The organism is Saccharopolyspora sp. SCSIO 74807 (assembly GCF_037023755.1).
GTDB classification, from domain to species: domain Bacteria; phylum Actinomycetota; class Actinomycetes; order Mycobacteriales; family Pseudonocardiaceae; genus Saccharopolyspora_C; species Saccharopolyspora_C galaxeae.
The window spans coordinates 220,014-236,489 of record NZ_CP146100.1 but is presented as its reverse complement, the minus strand read 5'-3'; the positions used below and the strand labels follow the sequence as shown (position 1 = coordinate 236,489).

The 16,476-nt window shown below is 70.1% G+C and carries 16 protein-coding genes; 12 read left to right on the top strand and 4 right to left on the bottom strand.

Annotation, left to right across the window (positions count from 1 at the left end; translation table 11 throughout):
* The first annotated feature begins 384 nt into the window (after positions 1 to 384).
* The 6 genes from cobO (at position 385) to V1457_RS01050 (ending at position 8,468) form a co-directional block, all read left to right on the top strand.
* Complete coding sequence (gene cobO, locus V1457_RS01075) at positions 385 to 999, top strand: cob(I)yrinic acid a,c-diamide adenosyltransferase (protein ID WP_200070128.1); 615 nt, start codon at positions 385 to 387, stop codon at positions 997 to 999.
* Complete coding sequence (locus tag V1457_RS01070; RefSeq protein WP_338599230.1) at positions 996 to 2,420, top strand: cobyrinate a,c-diamide synthase; 1,425 nt, start codon at positions 996 to 998, stop codon at positions 2,418 to 2,420. Before cobO ends, V1457_RS01070 begins: the two co-directional genes overlap by 4 nt.
* Positions 2,421 to 2,563: 143 nt before the next feature.
* The gene (locus tag V1457_RS01065; protein WP_338599227.1) at positions 2,564 to 4,078 is read left to right on the top strand and encodes an SAM-dependent methyltransferase; all 1,515 of its coding nucleotides are present in this window, start codon (positions 2,564 to 2,566) and stop codon (positions 4,076 to 4,078) included.
* A 185-nt stretch (positions 4,079 to 4,263) separates the two neighbouring features.
* Positions 4,264 to 5,460 carry an SAM-dependent methyltransferase gene (locus tag V1457_RS01060; protein WP_338599224.1) on the top strand — a complete coding sequence of 399 codons (1,197 nt, stop codon included), beginning with the start codon at positions 4,264 to 4,266 and terminating at the stop codon, positions 5,458 to 5,460.
* Positions 5,460 to 6,872, top strand: a complete 1,413-nt coding sequence (locus V1457_RS01055; protein WP_338599221.1) for a cobalamin biosynthesis protein — start codon at positions 5,460 to 5,462, stop codon at positions 6,870 to 6,872. The genes V1457_RS01060 and V1457_RS01055 overlap by 1 nt, the downstream gene beginning before the upstream one ends.
* A 240-nt stretch (positions 6,873 to 7,112) precedes the next feature.
* Entirely contained in the window at positions 7,113 to 8,468 is a 1,356-nt protein-coding gene (locus tag V1457_RS01050; RefSeq protein ID WP_338599218.1) for a hypothetical protein, read from the top strand.
* A gap of 63 nt (positions 8,469 to 8,531) precedes the next feature.
* On the opposite strand, the gene V1457_RS01045 is transcribed toward V1457_RS01050, so the two are convergent.
* Both V1457_RS01045 and V1457_RS01040 read right to left on the bottom strand, forming a co-directional pair.
* The gene (locus tag V1457_RS01045) at positions 8,532 to 8,801 is read right to left on the bottom strand and encodes a DUF1876 domain-containing protein (protein WP_338599215.1); all 270 of its coding nucleotides are present in this window, start codon (positions 8,799 to 8,801) and stop codon (positions 8,532 to 8,534) included.
* Between the two features lie 124 nt (positions 8,802 to 8,925).
* A complete protein-coding gene (locus tag V1457_RS01040; protein WP_338599212.1) occupies positions 8,926 to 9,051 on the bottom strand; it encodes a hypothetical protein in 126 nt (41 codons plus the stop codon).
* A 156-nt stretch (positions 9,052 to 9,207) separates the two neighbouring features.
* Between V1457_RS01040 and cobA the strand changes: the two genes are divergently transcribed.
* Complete coding sequence (gene cobA, locus V1457_RS01035) at positions 9,208 to 10,449, top strand: uroporphyrinogen-III C-methyltransferase (RefSeq protein ID WP_338599209.1); 1,242 nt, start codon at positions 9,208 to 9,210, stop codon at positions 10,447 to 10,449.
* A 158-nt stretch (positions 10,450 to 10,607) separates the two neighbouring features.
* On the opposite strand, the gene metG is transcribed toward cobA, so the two are convergent.
* Complete coding sequence (metG, locus tag V1457_RS01030; RefSeq protein WP_200070121.1) at positions 10,608 to 12,326, bottom strand: methionine--tRNA ligase; 1,719 nt, start codon at positions 12,324 to 12,326, stop codon at positions 10,608 to 10,610.
* Positions 12,327 to 12,587: 261 nt separating this feature from the next.
* Here metG and V1457_RS01025 point away from each other — a divergent pair, with 261 nt between their 5' ends.
* The 5 genes from V1457_RS01025 (at position 12,588) to V1457_RS01005 (ending at position 16,217) form a co-directional block, all read left to right on the top strand.
* A complete protein-coding gene (locus tag V1457_RS01025; RefSeq protein WP_338599204.1) occupies positions 12,588 to 13,232 on the top strand; it encodes a class I SAM-dependent methyltransferase in 645 nt (214 codons plus the stop codon).
* A gap of 146 nt (positions 13,233 to 13,378) precedes the next feature.
* Positions 13,379 to 14,032 (top strand): SAV_915 family protein, encoded by a 654-nt coding sequence (locus V1457_RS01020; RefSeq protein ID WP_338599201.1) that lies wholly within the window; start codon positions 13,379 to 13,381, stop codon positions 14,030 to 14,032.
* Between the two features lie 2 nt (positions 14,033 to 14,034).
* The gene (locus V1457_RS01015) at positions 14,035 to 14,331 is read left to right on the top strand and encodes a hypothetical protein (protein ID WP_200070118.1); all 297 of its coding nucleotides are present in this window, start codon (positions 14,035 to 14,037) and stop codon (positions 14,329 to 14,331) included.
* A gap of 48 nt (positions 14,332 to 14,379) precedes the next feature.
* On the top strand, positions 14,380 to 15,522 hold the full coding sequence (locus V1457_RS01010; protein WP_338599198.1) for a hypothetical protein: 1,143 nt from the start codon (positions 14,380 to 14,382) through the stop codon (positions 15,520 to 15,522).
* Positions 15,523 to 15,653: 131 nt separating this feature from the next.
* The gene (locus V1457_RS01005) at positions 15,654 to 16,217 is read left to right on the top strand and encodes a hypothetical protein (RefSeq protein WP_338599194.1); all 564 of its coding nucleotides are present in this window, start codon (positions 15,654 to 15,656) and stop codon (positions 16,215 to 16,217) included.
* Between the two features lie 71 nt (positions 16,218 to 16,288).
* Here V1457_RS01005 and V1457_RS01000 read toward each other — a convergent pair whose 3' ends face one another.
* Positions 16,289 to 16,468: a DUF397 domain-containing protein gene (locus V1457_RS01000; RefSeq protein WP_338599191.1), complete on the bottom strand. Its 180-nt coding sequence runs from the start codon at positions 16,466 to 16,468 to the stop codon at positions 16,289 to 16,291.
* Between the last annotated feature and the right edge of the window lie 8 nt (positions 16,469 to 16,476).

The window sequence follows — 16,476 nt, the reverse complement described above, 5'->3', positions numbered from 1 at the left end:
CCGATTCGGTCACAACACGCGCGGGCAGGTGTAGGAATATCCCGGCGAACTTGGTAAGGTGTTCTTCGTCCACCTGACCCCCAGGGGTGGACCACGAGGCGCCCTCGCGCTCCCGATGACCCCCAGGTCGGTTGAGCGCGGGGGTGCTTTCTACGCACCTCGGCGAATCTCGCGCACCGGCCGCAATCCCGCGGCGTACCGGTGGAATCCGGGCAAACGATTTCGTCGCCGAGGCCGTTCGGGCGCGGTGCAACGGGTGCGTCGCCGGTTGCAGTGTGCCGGGCCGCTCTGCGACCTCGGCCGGTTGCGCGCGCAACGGTGTTCCGGCGCACTCCGCCGAGCTGGTCCTGCGATCTCGGCCGCGCCGTGGCTTAGGCTCGGGCCATGCCGCAGGGAAAACCATCGACCGTCCCGGACGACGGGCTGACCACCCGCCAACGCCGCAACCGCCCGCTGCTGGTCGTGCACACCGGCGAGATGAAGGGCAAGTCCACCAGCGCGTTCGGCATGGCGCTGCGCGCGTGGAACCAGGGCTGGCCGGTCGGGGTCTTCCAGTTCGTCAAGTCCGCCAAGTGGAAGGTCGGCGAGGAGAACGCGTTCCGCGCCCTCGGGCGGCTGCACTCCGAAACCGGTGAAGGCGGGCCGGTCGAGTGGCACAAGATGGGCGAAGGCTGGTCGTGGGCCCGCAAGCAGGGCACCGAACAGGACCACGCCGAGGCCGCGCTGGAGGGCTGGCACGAGATCGCGCGCCGGCTGGGCGAGCAGCGGCACGGCATGTACGTGCTGGACGAGTTCACGTATCCGCTGCACTGGGGCTGGGTCGACGTCGCCGAAGTGGTTTCGACGCTGCAGGACCGGCCCGGCCACCAGCACGTGGTGATCACCGGCCGGAACGCGCCGCCGGAACTCGTCGAGGCCGCCGACCTGGTGCTGGAGACCGGCAAGATCAAGCATCCGATGGACACCGGGCAGAAGGGCCAGAAGGGCATCGAGTGGTGAGCCCGCGGGTCGTCATCGCCGCGCCCGGTTCCGGGCAGGGCAAGACGACGGTGGCGACCGGCCTGCTCGGCGCGCTGCGCCGCCGGTCGCTGCGGGTGGCGCCGTTCAAGGTCGGCCCGGACTACATCGACCCCGGCTACCACCGGGTGGCGGCCGGGCTGCCGGGGCGGAACCTGGATCCGGTGCTGGTCGGGCAGCAGCGGATCGCGCCGTTGTTCCGGCACGGCAGCGCGGGCGCGGACATCGCGGTGGCCGAAGGCGTGATGGGGCTTTTCGACGGCAAGCTCGACGCGGGCGCGGACGGGCCCGCGTTCGGTTCCACCGCGCAGGTCGCGGACCTGCTGCGGGCTCCGGTCGTGCTGGTCGTGGATGCCCGCGGGCAGAGCCAGAGCCTCGCCGCGCTGCTGCACGGGTTCCGCAGCTTCCAGCCGGGAGTGCGGCTGGCCGGGGTGATCCTCAACCAGGTGGGCTCGGACCGGCACGAACAGGTGCTGCGGGACGCGGCGGAATCGGTGGGGCTGCCGGTGCTGGGCGTGCTGGGGCGCACGGACGGGCTGAGCGTGCCGTCGCGGCACCTGGGCCTGATCACGGCCGCGGAGCACGGCGGCGCCGCGTCCGAGGCCGTGGACGCGATGACCGACGCCGTGGAAGCAGGCGTGGATCTGGACGCGGTGATCCGGCTGGCCCGCGAAGCGCCGGAGCTGCCGGACGAGCCGTGGCGGCCCGCGGACGAGGTCGCCGCGCCGGCGGATCGGCCCGGTGCGGATCGGCCTGGCGCGGATCTGGCGTCCCGGCCGGTGATCGCGGTCGCCGGCGGTCCGGCGTTCACCTTCGCCTACACCGAGCACGTCGAGCTGCTGACCGCGGCGGGCGCCGAGGTCGCGGTGCTCGACCCGCTGCGCGACGAGCGGCTGCCGGAGGGAACTCGCGGACTGGTGCTCCCGGGTGGATTTCCGGAGCAGCACGCGGCCGAGCTGTCCGCGAACTCCGCGCTGCGCGCGGAGATCACCCGCTTCGCCGAGTCCGGGGCGCCGATCCACGCCGAGTGCGGCGGGCTGCTCTACCTCGCCGAGGAGCTGGACGGTCATCCGCTGTGCGGGGTGCTGCCCGCGCGGGCGGAGATGTCGCCGACGCTGACGCTGGGCTACCGCGAGGCGGTCGCGGCCACGGACTCGCCGTTGTGCCAGCGCGGTTTCCGGCTCAACGGGCACGAATTCCACCGCACCAGGCTGCAGCCGGGCAGCGGCCCCGAGCCTGCCTGGTACTGGCGTGCGGGCACGGCGGTGTCCGAGGGTTTCGTGCGCGGCGGGCTGCACGCCTCCTACTTGCACACTCACCCGGCCGGGGCGCCGGAGCTGGTGTCGCGCTTCGTGGCCTCCTGTTCGCAGCGGGTCACCGGGGATGCAGACACGGCAGTGTGAACGCCGGTCGACCACCAGGTACGGTTTCTGCGGCTGCGCGGCTGCGCTGGGTGACCCCGGGCGGGCCGCGCATTGTCCTCAGTGGACTGATCGGGCCCGGTTCCGCGGCCGCGCACCGGCGAGGCGACAAGAGGAGAGCAACAGTGAGTGGGCGGATCTCGTTCATCGGAGCCGGACCCGGCGCGGCCGACTTGATCACGGTCCGCGCGGCGCGGCGCATCGCCGAGGCCGATGTCGTGGTGTGGTCCGCCAGCGTGCTCGCGCCCGAGTGCGTGCGCGAACACGCCGCAGCCGACGTCGAGCTGATCGACTCCTCGCAGCTCAACCACGAGCAGGCCGTGGAGGTCTACCGGCGCGCCGAGCGGGACAAGCTCCGCGTGGTCCGGTTGCACGCGGGTGATCCGGCGCTGTGGGGCGCGGTGCAGCAGCAGTACGACGCGTGCACCCGGATGGACCTGGAAGTCGAGATCGTGCCCGGCGTCGCCGGGTTCACCGCGGCCGCGGCCGCCGTCGGCCGCGAGCTGACCGCGCCGGAGAGCGCGCAGTCGGTGGTGCTGACCCGGCTCGGCGGCACGACACCGGAATCCGAGCAGGTGCGCGAGTTCGCCCGGCACGGCACGACGATGGCGGTGACGCTGCCCGCCTCCCGCGCCGGGCACTTCGTGGAGGAGCTGCGCGCCGGGGGCTACTCCGACGACGTGCCGGTGCTGGTGGCCTACAAGGTCAGCCTGCCCGACGAGCTGCTGGTGCGGACCACCATCGGTGAGCTGGAGCAGGCGGTGAAGTCCCGCAAGCTGTGGCGCAACGCGCTGTTCCTGGTCGGCAAAGCGCTCGATTCGGGCAAGCGGGCGGACTCCGGCTACCGGCGCGGCGACCCTTCGGCCAGGCGGCGTTCCTACCGCCCGTCGGGTTCGCGGCGCCGCGGTGCGCGGCCGGAAGCGGATCCGGAGGACCTGCCGCAGCAGCGTGCGGTCGGCGATGCCTCCGACGCCCCGGTGCGCGATTCCGCCGAGCAGGGCCGTGCGGGCGCGGTGCCGAACATCGCTTGGTGGGCGGTGCGTGAATGGCAGGAGGCGGCGCGCGGTTCGGCCCGGGTGGCTTCCCGCTCCCGGCGCGCCGAGGACCCGGGGCAGTCGGATCTGTTCGGTTCGCAGCGCAACACCGATGCGACCGAGGAACCCGAACCGGCCGACGAGCCCGCGCGGCCCGCGCTCTCCTTGGTGCGCTCGGAAGCGGAACTTCCCGCCGCTGCGGAGGAATCCGCTGTCGAGGACCAGGACGCGGCGTCCTCCGCGGAGCAGGTTTCGGAGACGCAGGAACAGCAAGCCCGCGAGTCCGCGGAACCCGAGACGGTCGATGCCTCGGAGGTGACCACCGGGTCGGAGGCCGGCTCCGGAGCCACCGGCGAGCCCGAGGTTTCCGACGACGCCCAGGTTTCCAGTGGTGCCGAAACCTCGAGCGGATCCGAGGACTCCAGCGAGCCGGACACGCCCGCCGGGGCCTCCAGCACGGCCAACGGCACGCGCACGACCGCGAAAACCCGCTCGCGCAGCACCAAGTCCACGAAGTCGCAGTCCAAGACGCCCGCGAAGTCCTCCGGCCGATCCCGTTCCACCGGGACCAAGTCGGCCAAGCGCAAGAACGACTCCGCCGACTGACTCCACTGTGGACCGGGACGCCGCGGCTGCGCGGCGCCCCGGCCCCTGGCTCCGGCCCGTGCGACAGGCGGGCACGCGTCCTCCGCGTGCCCGGCCACCACGTCCCCGCTCCCGGCGGCCGGGCGTGGCAAGGTGGTGATGTTCGTGCGATGAGACGGCGTGCACGCCGGGACGAGGTGGGTGACGTGACGGTCACGGTGGTCGGGATCGACGGTGCGGGGCTGCCCGCGGGTGCCGCGGAGGCGCTGGGGTCGGCGCGACTCGTGGTGGGAGCGCGCAGGAATCTCAACGCGCACGCCCCCGAGCAGGCCCGGACGCTGGAACTGGAACCGCTGGAGTCCGCGCTCGGCGCGCTGTCCGCATTGGCCGGTGCGGAGACCGGCGTGGTGCTGGTGGACGGCGACCCCGGTTTCTTCGGCGTGCTGCGGTCGTTGCGGGACCGCGGGATCCGCTGCTCGGTGCTGCCCGCCGCCTCGGCGGTGGCGAAGCTGATGGCGCACATCGGCCGCCCGTGGGAGGACGTGCCGGTGGCCGTCCCCGGCGAGCAGGACCTGCCGAGGGTGATCAACCTGTGCCGGGCGCGCCCGGCCGTGCTGGTGCTGACCGCACCGGACGCCGGTCCGGCGCAGCTGGCCTCCGGACTGGCGGGCTGGCGGCGGACGCTGCTGGTGGGCGAGGACGTCGGCGGTCCGGACGAGAAGTTCACGCCGGTCGATCCGGCCGAGGCTGCCACTCGCACTTGGGCGGCGAATTCGGTCGTGCTGTGCACGAACCAGGCGAACGAGCAGGGGCCGCGCAGCTGGCTGTCCGGGGGTGAGCGGCTGCCCGACTCGTGGGGCCTGTCCGAGGACGAGTTCTCGCACCGCGACGGCGACATCACTCCCGCCGAGGTGCGGGCGGTGGCGCTGGCCGAGCTCGCCCCGCGTCCCGGCACGCTGGTGTGGGACGTCGGCGCCGGTTCCGGTTCGGTCGCGGTGGAATGCGCCCGGATGGGCTCGGCCACGGTCGCGGTCGAGTCGGACGAGGCGCAGGTGGTGCGGCTGGTGACGAACGCGGCCGGGCACGGCGTGGACGTGCGGGTCGAGGAGGGCGAAGCTCCGAAGTCGTTGCGGGAACTGCCGAAACCGGACGCGGTCTTCGTCGGCGGCGGTGGCGCCGACGTGGTCACCGCCTGCGCGCACGCCGGTGCCTCGCGGGTCGTGATCGAACTGACGGAGCTGGAGCGCGTCGGCCCGACCCGGGACGCGTTGCGCGCCGCGGGCTACGAGGTGCGGGGCGTGCAGCTGGCCGCGAGCCGGCTCGTCGAGCTGGACGACGGCGGCTCGAAGCTGGAACCGGCCGCCGCGGTGGTGGTGGTCTCCGGCCGCCGGAAGGAGCCGTAGTGCTCGGGCTGTTCCCGCGCACCCCGCAGGAGCAGCGCACCGCCGCCGATCTGGCCGCCCGCCTCGGCCCGGATGCGGTGCTGGTGGACGGCTCGACCGGACCCGCGCTAAGGCGGAATTGGTCCTCTTTGGACGCTGTGGTCCTGTTCCTCCCGGTGGGCGCGGCGGTCCGGTCGGTCGCGCCGCTGCTGCGCGACGAGGCGTCGGATCCGGACGTGGTGTGCGTGGACGAGCGGTTCGCGGTCACCGTTTCCGGCGGCTCGCGTGCCTTGGCCGAGCGGATTTCCGAGATGCTGGGCCTTGTTCCGGTGGTCACCGCGGGTGCTGCGGTCGATCCGCTGGACGAGGTGCTGGACTCGCTGGACGCCACTGCGGACGGTTCGCTGGCCGAATGCGGCGCGGCGATCGCCGGTGGTGCGCCCGTGCTGCTGCGGAATCCGCGCGGATTCCCGATGCCTGCGCTGCCCTCGAACGTCTCGACCGACTGCGACGAGCCACTGTGGACGATCGTGGTGGATGATCGGCGCCCTGGTGCGGAACCGGGCGAGCACGAGGTGCGGATCCTCCCGCGCACGCTCGTGGTCGGGATCGGTTCGGTGCGCGGAGTTTCGCGCACCGCGGTTACCGGGCTGATCGCGAAGCTGGATCGCGAGCACGGGCTCGATCCGCGGGCCGTCCGCGCGTTCGCCACCGCGGAAGCGAAGGCCGACGAGAGCGGAATCCTGGAAGCGGTGCAGGACCTCGGGTTCTGGCACGCGACCGACGTCGAGTTGCCGCTGCGGCTCTACCCGGCGGACGAGTTGGCCGGGGTGCCGGTGCCGAATCCCAGTTCAGCGGTGCTCGCCGAGTCGGGAACGCCCAGCGTCGCCGAAGCGGCCGCGCTGCGGGCGGCGGAAGATGCGGCGGTCGGCGACGGGGATGCTGCTTCCGGGGCGGACCTTACGGCTGTCGTCCAGGAAGCTGCCCCCGATTCCGAGCCGGTCGTCTCCAACGGGCGCGACCTCTCCACCGGACCCGGCGAAGTGGCTGAGCTGGTGGTCCCCAAGATCAGCGACGGCGGGGTCACCGTCGCGGTCGCCCGGGTCCGCCCGCGCGGGCGGCTCACCGTGATCGGCCTCGGTCCCGGCCCGGCGGACTTGCGCACGCCCCGCGCCGAGACCGAACTCCGCCGCGCTGCGGCGATCGTGGGTCGGGCCGAAGACCTGGACCTGGTGGGAGACCTCGTGCATCCAGGCGCGGTAACGCACGCGGCGGACTCCGGCTGCGCGGCAACCGCCGCGGCTCTCGCCCGCGAGGGCCGTCTGGTCGCCCTGGTCACGACCGGCGACGGGCTTCCGCTGCACACCGCCGCCCGCGCGGCAGCGGGCTCGAACTCCGTGCAGCTGCAACTGATCCCGGGCGTGCGCGCCTGAACGTCGGATCAACGCCGAACAGCCGACCGTGACGCGGGCAGTTGTCGGCGACCGTGCCCGTTGGGGCAGCACGGCGGGCACTTTCGGGCAACGGCGTTTCGCCCGATGGCGACGTGTCGGCTCTGGCGAGGGCAGGGAAGTCCGGGCCACGCTGGTTCGACCGGCCTCGTGCGGCGATTGATCCGGGGAAAGTCTCCGTGCGGCGGCATTGCGTTGGGGTCGACCTTGCAGGAGGCAACGATGCACGCCCGTCACGAGATCGACGACAACGCGCGCCGGAAGCCGTCGAGCCGCCCGACGCCGGGCCGGGGACCGGCGACTCCGGCGTCAGCGCTGCTGGATCTGCAGCAGAAATTGGGCAACGCGGCGGTGGCGGACATGATCGCTCGGCGCTCGTCGCCCCATGCGCCGGCCGCTCCGGTCGGGGAGGAGACGACACGTTCGGCACATGGCGATACCGGAGCGCTGCCGACCGCGCCGGCTGCCGTCCAGCGGTTGGCGTTCGTCAATGGGCAGAAAATTCCGTCGACCGACGGCACTCTCAATGACGAGCAGAAGAAGCTAGCGGGTGACGATCTCGTTCACGACTACACGTCACTGCGGGAGTTCGAGGACCACGCAGCCGGGAATACTGACCACTTGGGCAACCTGTCGGGGACCGCGAGTGAGGGGACTTGGGTCCGGTTCGACCAAAACCTCACCAATGTGCTCGGGGAGCGCCACAGCAAGGTTACCTTGCCGCACGTGCTCAACGCGGTCGATTCGGACCGTTTCTTGTACGAGCCCTTCGTCACCGACGGCTTCGCGGGGGAGCCGCACACGAAGAAGGCATACGAAGACGAATTGGGTGCGACCCTCGAAAGGGTCGGCATGTCCGAGCAGCAGTCCGATGTGGTCGCACACGGTGCCGAATCGCTGTATCCCAAGTTGGGTGAGGTCGCGGCAATTCTGATTAAGCAGCTGCAACGCCCCGGGGAACGTCCTCCCGGGCCGACGGATGAAGTCGATAAATACGGGCGGATGTTGCAGGGGTATCTGAAGATCGCGTGGCAGTACGGCAAGGATGTTCGAAGTAAGGAGCCCAAGAAACCTGCGCAGGAAAAGTTGGTTGCGGAGTACACGGCCACCAAGAATAAGAAATCCGACAGAACCGGAGTCGCCAAGGCTGCCGACCTCCTCAGGGACGATGTGAACCATTTCGTCAAAGGCCTTCCCCGTGGTGGTTCCCTCTGGGAAGCATTTGCCGACGAGGATACGCATCGTTTCGCGGGGCCGCTGGAGAGCTACCTCAAAGTCCTCCTCGAAGAACTACGGGAACGTGGCAAAGAGGACGAAACGGCCAAGACTGATGCGACCCGGATGGGCGACCATTCCGGCATGACGCTGGACGATAAGGAAATCGAGATGCGAAACCGGAGGAACAAGCACTTCAAGAAGGCGGTTGAGGGTGCTGTTGCAGACGGTGTCCGCTACGTAGGAATGGGCAAAGATCATTACGATGCGCTCGATAGAGTACCTGGCGCGCGTTACTACGACATGGTGGATGTCGATCTCCGGCAGTTCGAGAGGGAAACCGCGAACCGCAAGAATCAGTAGTAGTGCGGCCCCGGCGGTGGCGCTTGTCGCAACGTCACCACCGGGCGCAGTGCGCGCGCCGCGCTAAGCCATCAGGTGCACTCGGCGGTGCTGGCGTTCGCCGATGTCGGTGGCCGCGGTGTCCAGCAGCTTGTGGCCGAGCTCGAACAGCGCGCGGGCGATCGCGATCTCGTCGCCGATCTGCGGGACGTCCGCGTCGTCCGGGTGCCGCCGCGCCGTGCCGTGCCCGTGCAGCGCCCGGCCGTCCCCGGTGATCATCCCGATGTCCGCCGTCGTTTTCGCGCCGGCCTCGAGGACTTGCATGTCCAGCGTGAGATTGCGGTTCGCGTGCATGACCGCCTCCCGGAGTGCGGACTTGGAGTTCGTGTCCCAAGGATGCGCCGCCTCCCGTGCCGAGGCAACGAAACCAGCCGGTGACCAGGTGGTTCCGCGGCGCGACGGAGATCGGTGAGCGAATTCACCGGAGTTTGACCTTCGTCGCCGGGCGGGTGAGGATGCTGCGGCCGAAGCCGCGGACACCGGTGGTGCCGATGAGGCCGCCGGGACTGCCCGCGGACTCCACTGTGGCCGGTCTCGGGACCACGCTGAGCTGCTCGGTCCTTCGGTGCCTGCGGCTTCCATGACAAGATGGGACGGCTGGCGGAGGCGACGCGAGTCCGAACCCGCCGGACGCCTCTCGCGCGTCACTCCGGCCCCGGCGACGTCGCCGCGGCGAACAGCTACTCGAACGACGGACGGCATGACCACGCATTCAGCTACCCCGGAACCTGCCGAGCACCACTACTTCGCGGGCCTCGATCTCACCGGCAAGCGGGTGGTGGTGGTCGGCGCGGGCACCGTGGCGCAGCGGCGGGTGCCGCGGCTGATCAACGCGGGCGCGCGGGTGGAGATCGTCTCACCGGAGGCGACCCCGGCCGTTGAAGCGATGGCCGAGGCAGGGGAGCTCACCTGGCATCGCCGCCGCTACGCGGACGGTGACCTCGCGGACGCTTGGTACGCGGTGGCCTGCGCGACGGGCAGCGAGGTGAACGCGGCCGTCGCCGCGGAAGCCGATCGGGAGCGGATCTTCTGCGTGCGCGCCGACGACGCTTCGCAGGGCACCGCGGTCACGCCCGCGGTCGCCGAGCACGACGGCCTGCTGGTGGGCGTGCTCGCCGGCGGGGCGCACCAGCGTTCGGCGGCGGTGCGGGACGCGCTGGTCGAGGCGCTGCGCACGGGCGTGGCCGACGACCGCGCCGAGCCGCCCGTACCCGGTGTCGCCCTGGTCGGCGGCGGTCCCGGCGCACCCGACCTGATCACGGTGCGCGGGCGGCAGCTGCTCGGCCGCGCCGACGTGGTGATCACCGATCGGCTCGCGCCGCGCGAACTGCTCGAAGAGCTCGGGCCGCACGTGGAGGTCGTCGACGCCTCGAAGATCCCGTACGGGCGCGCGGCGAACCAGGACGTGATCAACTCGCTGCTGGTCGAGCACGCGCGGGCCGGGAAGTTCGTGGTGCGCCTCAAAGGCGGCGACCCGTACGTGTTCGGCCGCGGCTACGAGGAACTGCTCGCCTGCGTGGAAGCGGGCGTGGCGGTGACCGCCGTACCCGGCATCACCAGCGCGTTCTCGGTTCCCGCGGTGGCCGACGTGCCGGTGACGCACCGCGGGGTGGCGCACGAGGTCGTCGTGGTGTCCGGGCACGTCGGGCCGCACGACGAGACTTCACTGGTGGACTGGCCCGCGCTGGCGAAGCTCAAGGGCACGCTGGTGCTGATGATGGCGGTCAAGCGCATCGGCGAGTTCGCGGCGGTGCTGCTGGAGCACGGCCGCGACCCGAAATCGCCGGTGGCGATCGTGCAGGAAGGCACCATGCGCACCCAGGCCACCGTGCGCAGCACGCTGGCCGAGGTCGCCGACGCCGTCGCCGAGCAGGACGTGAAACCCCCGGCCGTGATCATCATCGGCCCGGTCGCCGACCTGACTCCGCAGTCGCGGCGCTGAACTTCGAGTGAAGGAGCTCCGCACTCCATCTATCGGGGCGAACGACCCCTTCGCTCGGTTCCAGAGCCGACGCCCGACGCGCGCGGCCACCACCCGCCAGCCGCAACCCCGGAACAAACCCGCGTTGAGCTAGGGAGGCGCGGTGTGTCGGCCCGGGGTCAGCTCTCGGCTGGTTCGGCGCCGAAGCGGGTGCGGTAGTCGGCCAGCTCATCGTCGGTGATCTTCTTGAACAGCACCGGCGGGATGGTGAAGCCGGTGCCCGCTTCGACGAGGCCGAACGAGGTGGCTTCGTCGGTGGTGACCCAGCGCCGCGCCGGGTCGTCGGCGGCGAACGCCTCCCGCATCGACTGTGCCGCGCCCGGAATCAGCGGCTCCGAGACCACCGCGTACAGGTAGATCAGGTTCATCGCCGTGCGCAGCGTGAGCGCGGCGGCTTCCTGATCGGTGCGGATCTCGATCCATGGGGCCTTCTCCTCCAGGTAGGAGTTGCCCGCGCTCCACAACGCCCGCAACGCCTGGGCCGCCTTGCGGAACTGGTTGGCCTCCAGGTTGTCCTGGTAGTCGCCGAGCAGCCGCGCGACCTCGCCGGCCAGCCGCCGCTCCGGTTCACCCGGCTCGCCACCGGCGGGCACCTGCTCGCCGAACCGCTTGCGGCTGAACGAAAGCACCCGGTTGACGAAGTTGCCGAGGGTGTCGGCGAGGTCCTTGTTCACCACCGAGGCGAACAGTTCCCACGAGAACGACGCGTCGTCGGACTCCGGCGCGTTCGCGATCAGGAAGTACCGCCAGTAGTCCGCGCCCATCAGCTCCAGCGCCTGGTCGGTGAAGATGCCGCGCTGCTCGCTGGTGGAGAACTTCCCGCCGTAGTAGGTGAGCCAGTTGAACGACTGGACGTGGTCGACCTTCTTCCACGGCTCGCGGGTGCCCAGCAGCGTGGCCGGGAACATCACGGTGTGGAAGGGGACGTTGTCCTTGGCCATGAACTCCGTGTAGGTCACGTCGTCGGCCTCGTACCACCAGGACTTCCAGTCCCGCTGCTCCGGTGCCTCGTCGGCCCATTCCTTGGTGGCACCGATGTATTCGATCGGGGCGTCGAACCAGACGTAGAAGACCTTGCCCTCTTCGGCCAGCTCCGGCCAGGTGTCGCCGGGCACGGCGACGCCCCAGTCCAGGTCGCGGGTGATGGACCGGTCGTGCAGGCCTTCGGTGAGCCATTTCCGCGCGATCGAGGAGGACAGCGTGGGCCACGAGGCGCTGTTGGCGTCCAGCCACCGCTCGACCTCGTCGGTGAGCTTCGACTGGGTGAGGAACAGGTGCTTGGTCTCGCGCACTTCCAGCTCGGTGCTGCCGCTGATCGCCGAACGCGGTTCGATCAGGTCGGTCGGGTCCAGCACCCGCGTGCAGTTCTCGCACTGGTCGCCGCGCGCCCGCTGGTAACCGCAGTAGGGGCAGGTGCCGACGATGTAGCGGTCCGGCAGGAATCGCCCGTCGGCGGCCGAGTAGACCTGCCGCACCGCGTGCTGCTCGATGAAGCCGTGCTCGTGCAGCTTCCGCGCGAAGTGCTGGGTGATGTCGCGGTTCTGCGGTGAAGAGCTGCGGCCGAAGTGGTCGAAGGACAGCCCGAAACCGCGGTAGATCTCGGCCTGCACCTGGTGCTGCTGCGCGCAGAACTCGGCGACCGGCAGGCCCGCTTCGGCCGCGGCCAGCTCGGCGGGCGTGCCGTGCTCGTCGGTGGCGCAGATGAACAGCACCTCGTGGCCGCGTTGGCGCAGGTACCGGGCGTGGACGTCGGCGGGGAGCATGGACCCGACCATGTTGCCCAGGTGCTTGATGCCGTTGATGTACGGAAGCGCACTGGTTACCAGGTGGCGGGTCATGCTGGAAAGCTCCAATACCGTTTTCGGTGAGGATGGTCGCGCTCGTCGCGCGGGATGCGCGGCTTCCGGTCGGCGGGACGCCGGTCCTGCCTTCGGCAGAAGGCCTGCGCACGCGGCCGCGGATGGTAACCGCGAATCGGCGCCATCCTACCGGGCGGGCGGTCCCGTCCCGGCAGCCCTCGCGGTGCGGCGGCGATCCGGGGCGCGGGGAGTTCGCGCGTTCCCCGCCTCGGTGGCCGCGTCGCCGTCTAGTCTCCGCTCGTGGACGAACCGGGTTTCCTGCGCAGCACGCGCGAGTCGTACGACGTGCTGGCCGCCGACTGGGCCGGGCACTTCCGCGACGAGTTGGCGGGCAAGCCGCTGGACCGAGCGCTGCTGGCGGCGTTCGCGGAACTCGTCCCGGAGGGTGGTCGGGTCGCCGATGTCGGCTGCGGGACGGGCCGCACCACGGCGCACCTGCGCGAGCTGGGTTTGTCGGTTTTCGGGATCGACCTCTCGCCGGGGATGCTCGAGGTGGCCGCCCGCGCGCACCCGGACATCCGGTTCGAGGTGGGCTCGATGCTGGAACTGCCCGTGCCGGAGGATTCCTTGGGCGGCGTGGTCGCGAGCTACTCGATCATCCACGTCCCGCCGGAACGACTCCCGGAGGCTTTCGCGGAATTCCACCGCGTTCTCGCGCCTGGTGGCCACGTGCTGCTGGTTTTCCAGGTCGGCGACGAGCCGTTGCGCTTCACCGAAGCGTTCGGCCACCCGATCTCGCTCGAGTTCCTCCGGCACCAGCCCGAGCACGTCGCCGAACTGCTGGCGGCGGCCGGACTTCCCGTCCACGCCCGGCTGCTGCGCGAACCCGTCGCGGGAGCGGAGCGAACGCAGCAGGGCTACTTGCTGGCGAGCAAGCCCGGCTGACCGCGCGGAGCTGCAGGGCGGCTCGAAGCACCTGCTGTGTCCACATCGGACAACGATGCCCCCGAAGCGTCCCCGCGAAAGCGCCCGCAGCGCGGCGGTGCTCTGCTACCTTGCCGCGTTGGCAGCGCGATCAGGGGGAGGGCCGAGTGACAGACCTGCGGAAACGTCCCGCCGTGTTCGATCCGGACGAGACCGCGGAACTCCCGGAGCGGCTGTATTTGGCCTGTCATCCGGCAAGCGGTGCCGGTGACGTCATGTTCGAGGTGCGCGAGTGGTCCGGGCAGCAGGTGGTGCTCGCCTACTCCTCGCTGGACGAGTTCTTGGCCGGGTGCGGCAACGACCAGCCGTGGATCATGATCCCGGTTGCGCGGCTGGCCGAGCTCGGAAGCGAGAAGTCCGGTGGCGCGCTCGGGAATGCGTCCTTCCGGTTCGGGGTGTTGCTCGATGCGCCGCTGCCCGCCGAGGCCCGCGGCACGGCCGGTGGGCCGGCCGATGCGGAAGCCCGCTGGGATGACCCCGATTCCGAGGACTGGACGATGGTGCACCTCGCTTCCCAGCCGTTCGAGCCGGGCGACGAACAGGCGAAGCTGGAGCTGCAGCCGATGCCGGGGGAGCACTTGGCCGTGATGGCCTACTCGTCCCCGGAGGCCGTGCAGGCCGGTTGCGGCCCGCACCAGGCTTCGGTGCGGATTCCCGCGGGCTTGCTCGGCGAAGCCCGCCGCCAGGCGGGTGCGGACACGATCTGCCTGGACACACCGTTGCCGCAGCGGCTCCGGCACACCTCGAACGAAGGCAGGTAGGCATGGCCGAGGAAGTCAAGGCCGATCGCGAGCAGCTGACCGGGATGGCCGGTGCACTGCGCGATTCCACGTCCGAGCTGGACAGCTCCGCCAAGACCGATCCGCCGATGCCGGAAGTCTCGGTCTCGGCGGACAAGGTGGGCCACACGCTCTCCGAGCTGACCAAGACGGTCGGCGGCTTGGTCGCCGCGGTGCACCAGACCGCCGACAAAATCCACGCGAGCAGTGGCAGCTACGGGGAAGTGGAAAACCACGCCGCCGACGAGCTGCGCCGTTCGGGTAGCGGGCTCGGGTATTGACCGGAGGCGCCCGGCGATGACCATCGGGTGCGAGGAAAGCGGGGGACCATGAGCGGTGAGCTGAACACCGAGGTGCACGACGAGCCGGAATCCTGCCGGCGGGCGGCGGACTGGGTGGGCGGACTCCAGCCCGGGGTCAGCGGTGTCGGCGACGCAGTGCACCGGCAGCGTTCGGCTTCCGAGTCGTTCTGGCAGGGCACAGCCGGTGACTCGTGCAGACGGTCGCTGTCCGAGCACGGCGACGACGCCGACGAACTGGAAGAGCAACTGGGCAAGGTGAAAAGCGCCCTGCTGGTTTTTGCCGCCGCGATCGACGGCGTGCGCAGGAGCATGGCCGACGCCCGAGCGGATGCCACGGCGGCGCGGCTGATCGTCACGCCGACCGCGATCCTGCCGCCGGAGCCGGCGAGTCCGAACCTGCCGGGAGGGCCGCACGGCGACAGGGCGATCGAGCAAGGGCGGCAGGAGTTCGAGCGCAAGCACAAAGCGTTCGAGGAGGCCAAGGGCGCCGTCGAAGCCGCGCGGACGCAGCAGGACAACGCCCACCGCGACCTCGAGAAAAGCATGGAAGACCCGCTGGAGCGGATCAAAACCACGAAGACGTGGACGATGTTCGCGGTCGGGCACGGCCTCGGGACCTTGAAGGGGTCTTACGAGACGGCGAAGCAGTTCGAGGCGCAGTCGGAGAGGTGGACGAAAGCGGCCGCGACCGTGCAAGCCAACGCCGAGGTAAAGCCCGGCAACCTGCGCACGATCGGCATGAACGCCGCCGAAGAGGGCAGGAACCTCGCCGACGACGCCGCGCGGCGCGGGGCCGCGGCGGGGAAGTTCGGGGGTGGGTATCTTTCGAAACGTGCGGGCAAGGCCATTTCGGCAAATCCCGCCCGCTGGATCCACGGCGGGGGTGCTGTGGCGAAGACCGGATCGAAATTCCTGCGTGGCGTGCCTTTCGTCGGAACCGCGGCGTCCGTGGTATCCGGCGCCGGTGACGTCGCTCTGGGTAAGGACCCCGTGGACGCGGCGCAAGACACCACCGCGAATATTGCGGGTGGTGCTGCCGGTGGTTGGGCAGGCGCCGCAGTCGGCACTGCTATCTGTCCCGGGGTGGGAACCGTGATCGGTGGTGTTGTTGGCGGAATTGCGGGGAGTATGGCCGCTACCGAAGGTGTCAGCGCCGCTAGAGGGGACTGACGCGCAATTATGAACACATGTCACGATCGGGGCATCGCATGACAAACCGGCCTTATCTTACGGTGGAGGAACTTCCTCCTAAGCCGGACCCGGATACAGGGGAGCCCCGGCCGCCCCGCGCTCCCGGCCTGGTGGACAAGAAGAAATCAGCTGAGGAGGAAATCCGTGGTCGGGTGACCGATCCCGCCAAGGCGCCCGCACCACCGGAAGGTGAGGGGCCATTGTTGGCCTGGTACAAGTCATCTCGCCGTGCAGCTTTGCTCGTCACTGCGTGGGGGCTTCCGCTTCTCGTGGTTGGGGTTACCCTGTTGCAGGGTTTCAGCATTGAGTGGATGAAGTTCTGGCAGCTCTGGGCACTGATCGTGTTGTTCTTGGCAGGTCTGTACAGCCTGCAACGAACGGTCGTGTGTTCTGCGGGTGCCGAGTGGTTGAAGGTCGGCAAGACGTGGGTGCGGCTGTACGAGTTGGTCGAGGTGAAAGCGAAGCATCGAAGCAATGCGATCCACCTCGATTTCAAAGACGGCGGGGGCCGCGAAGTCATGGTGGAGGTCGATGACCTGCAAGGAAACCGGGACGTATGGGACCTCGTCTACAACGGAATCTTGCACTCGGTCATCGCGGGTGAAGCGAAGACGAACGGCCTCGTGCACAGCGCGCTCGACGTACCTCGGCTGGACCGGCGGCAGCACGGGTAGCCGACCGGCTGCGCGCGAAGCGGAATCGGGACGTGCCCCGGAGGCTCGAGGCGCGGTCGCCTCGCACCCGCCTATCCGTTGTTCTTAAGCATGTTCAGGAACGCCGTCCACTTTTCCGGGGTGACGGTTAAAATTCTCCCTGTGCGATCCTTGGAGTCGCGGATCGCTGGACGATCGCCCAGGCGTCCGACTTCGACGCAGTTCGTTTGGTTGCCGCTGTAACTCGACTTCCGCCAACCGGTAAGTTTCATGCGTTCGT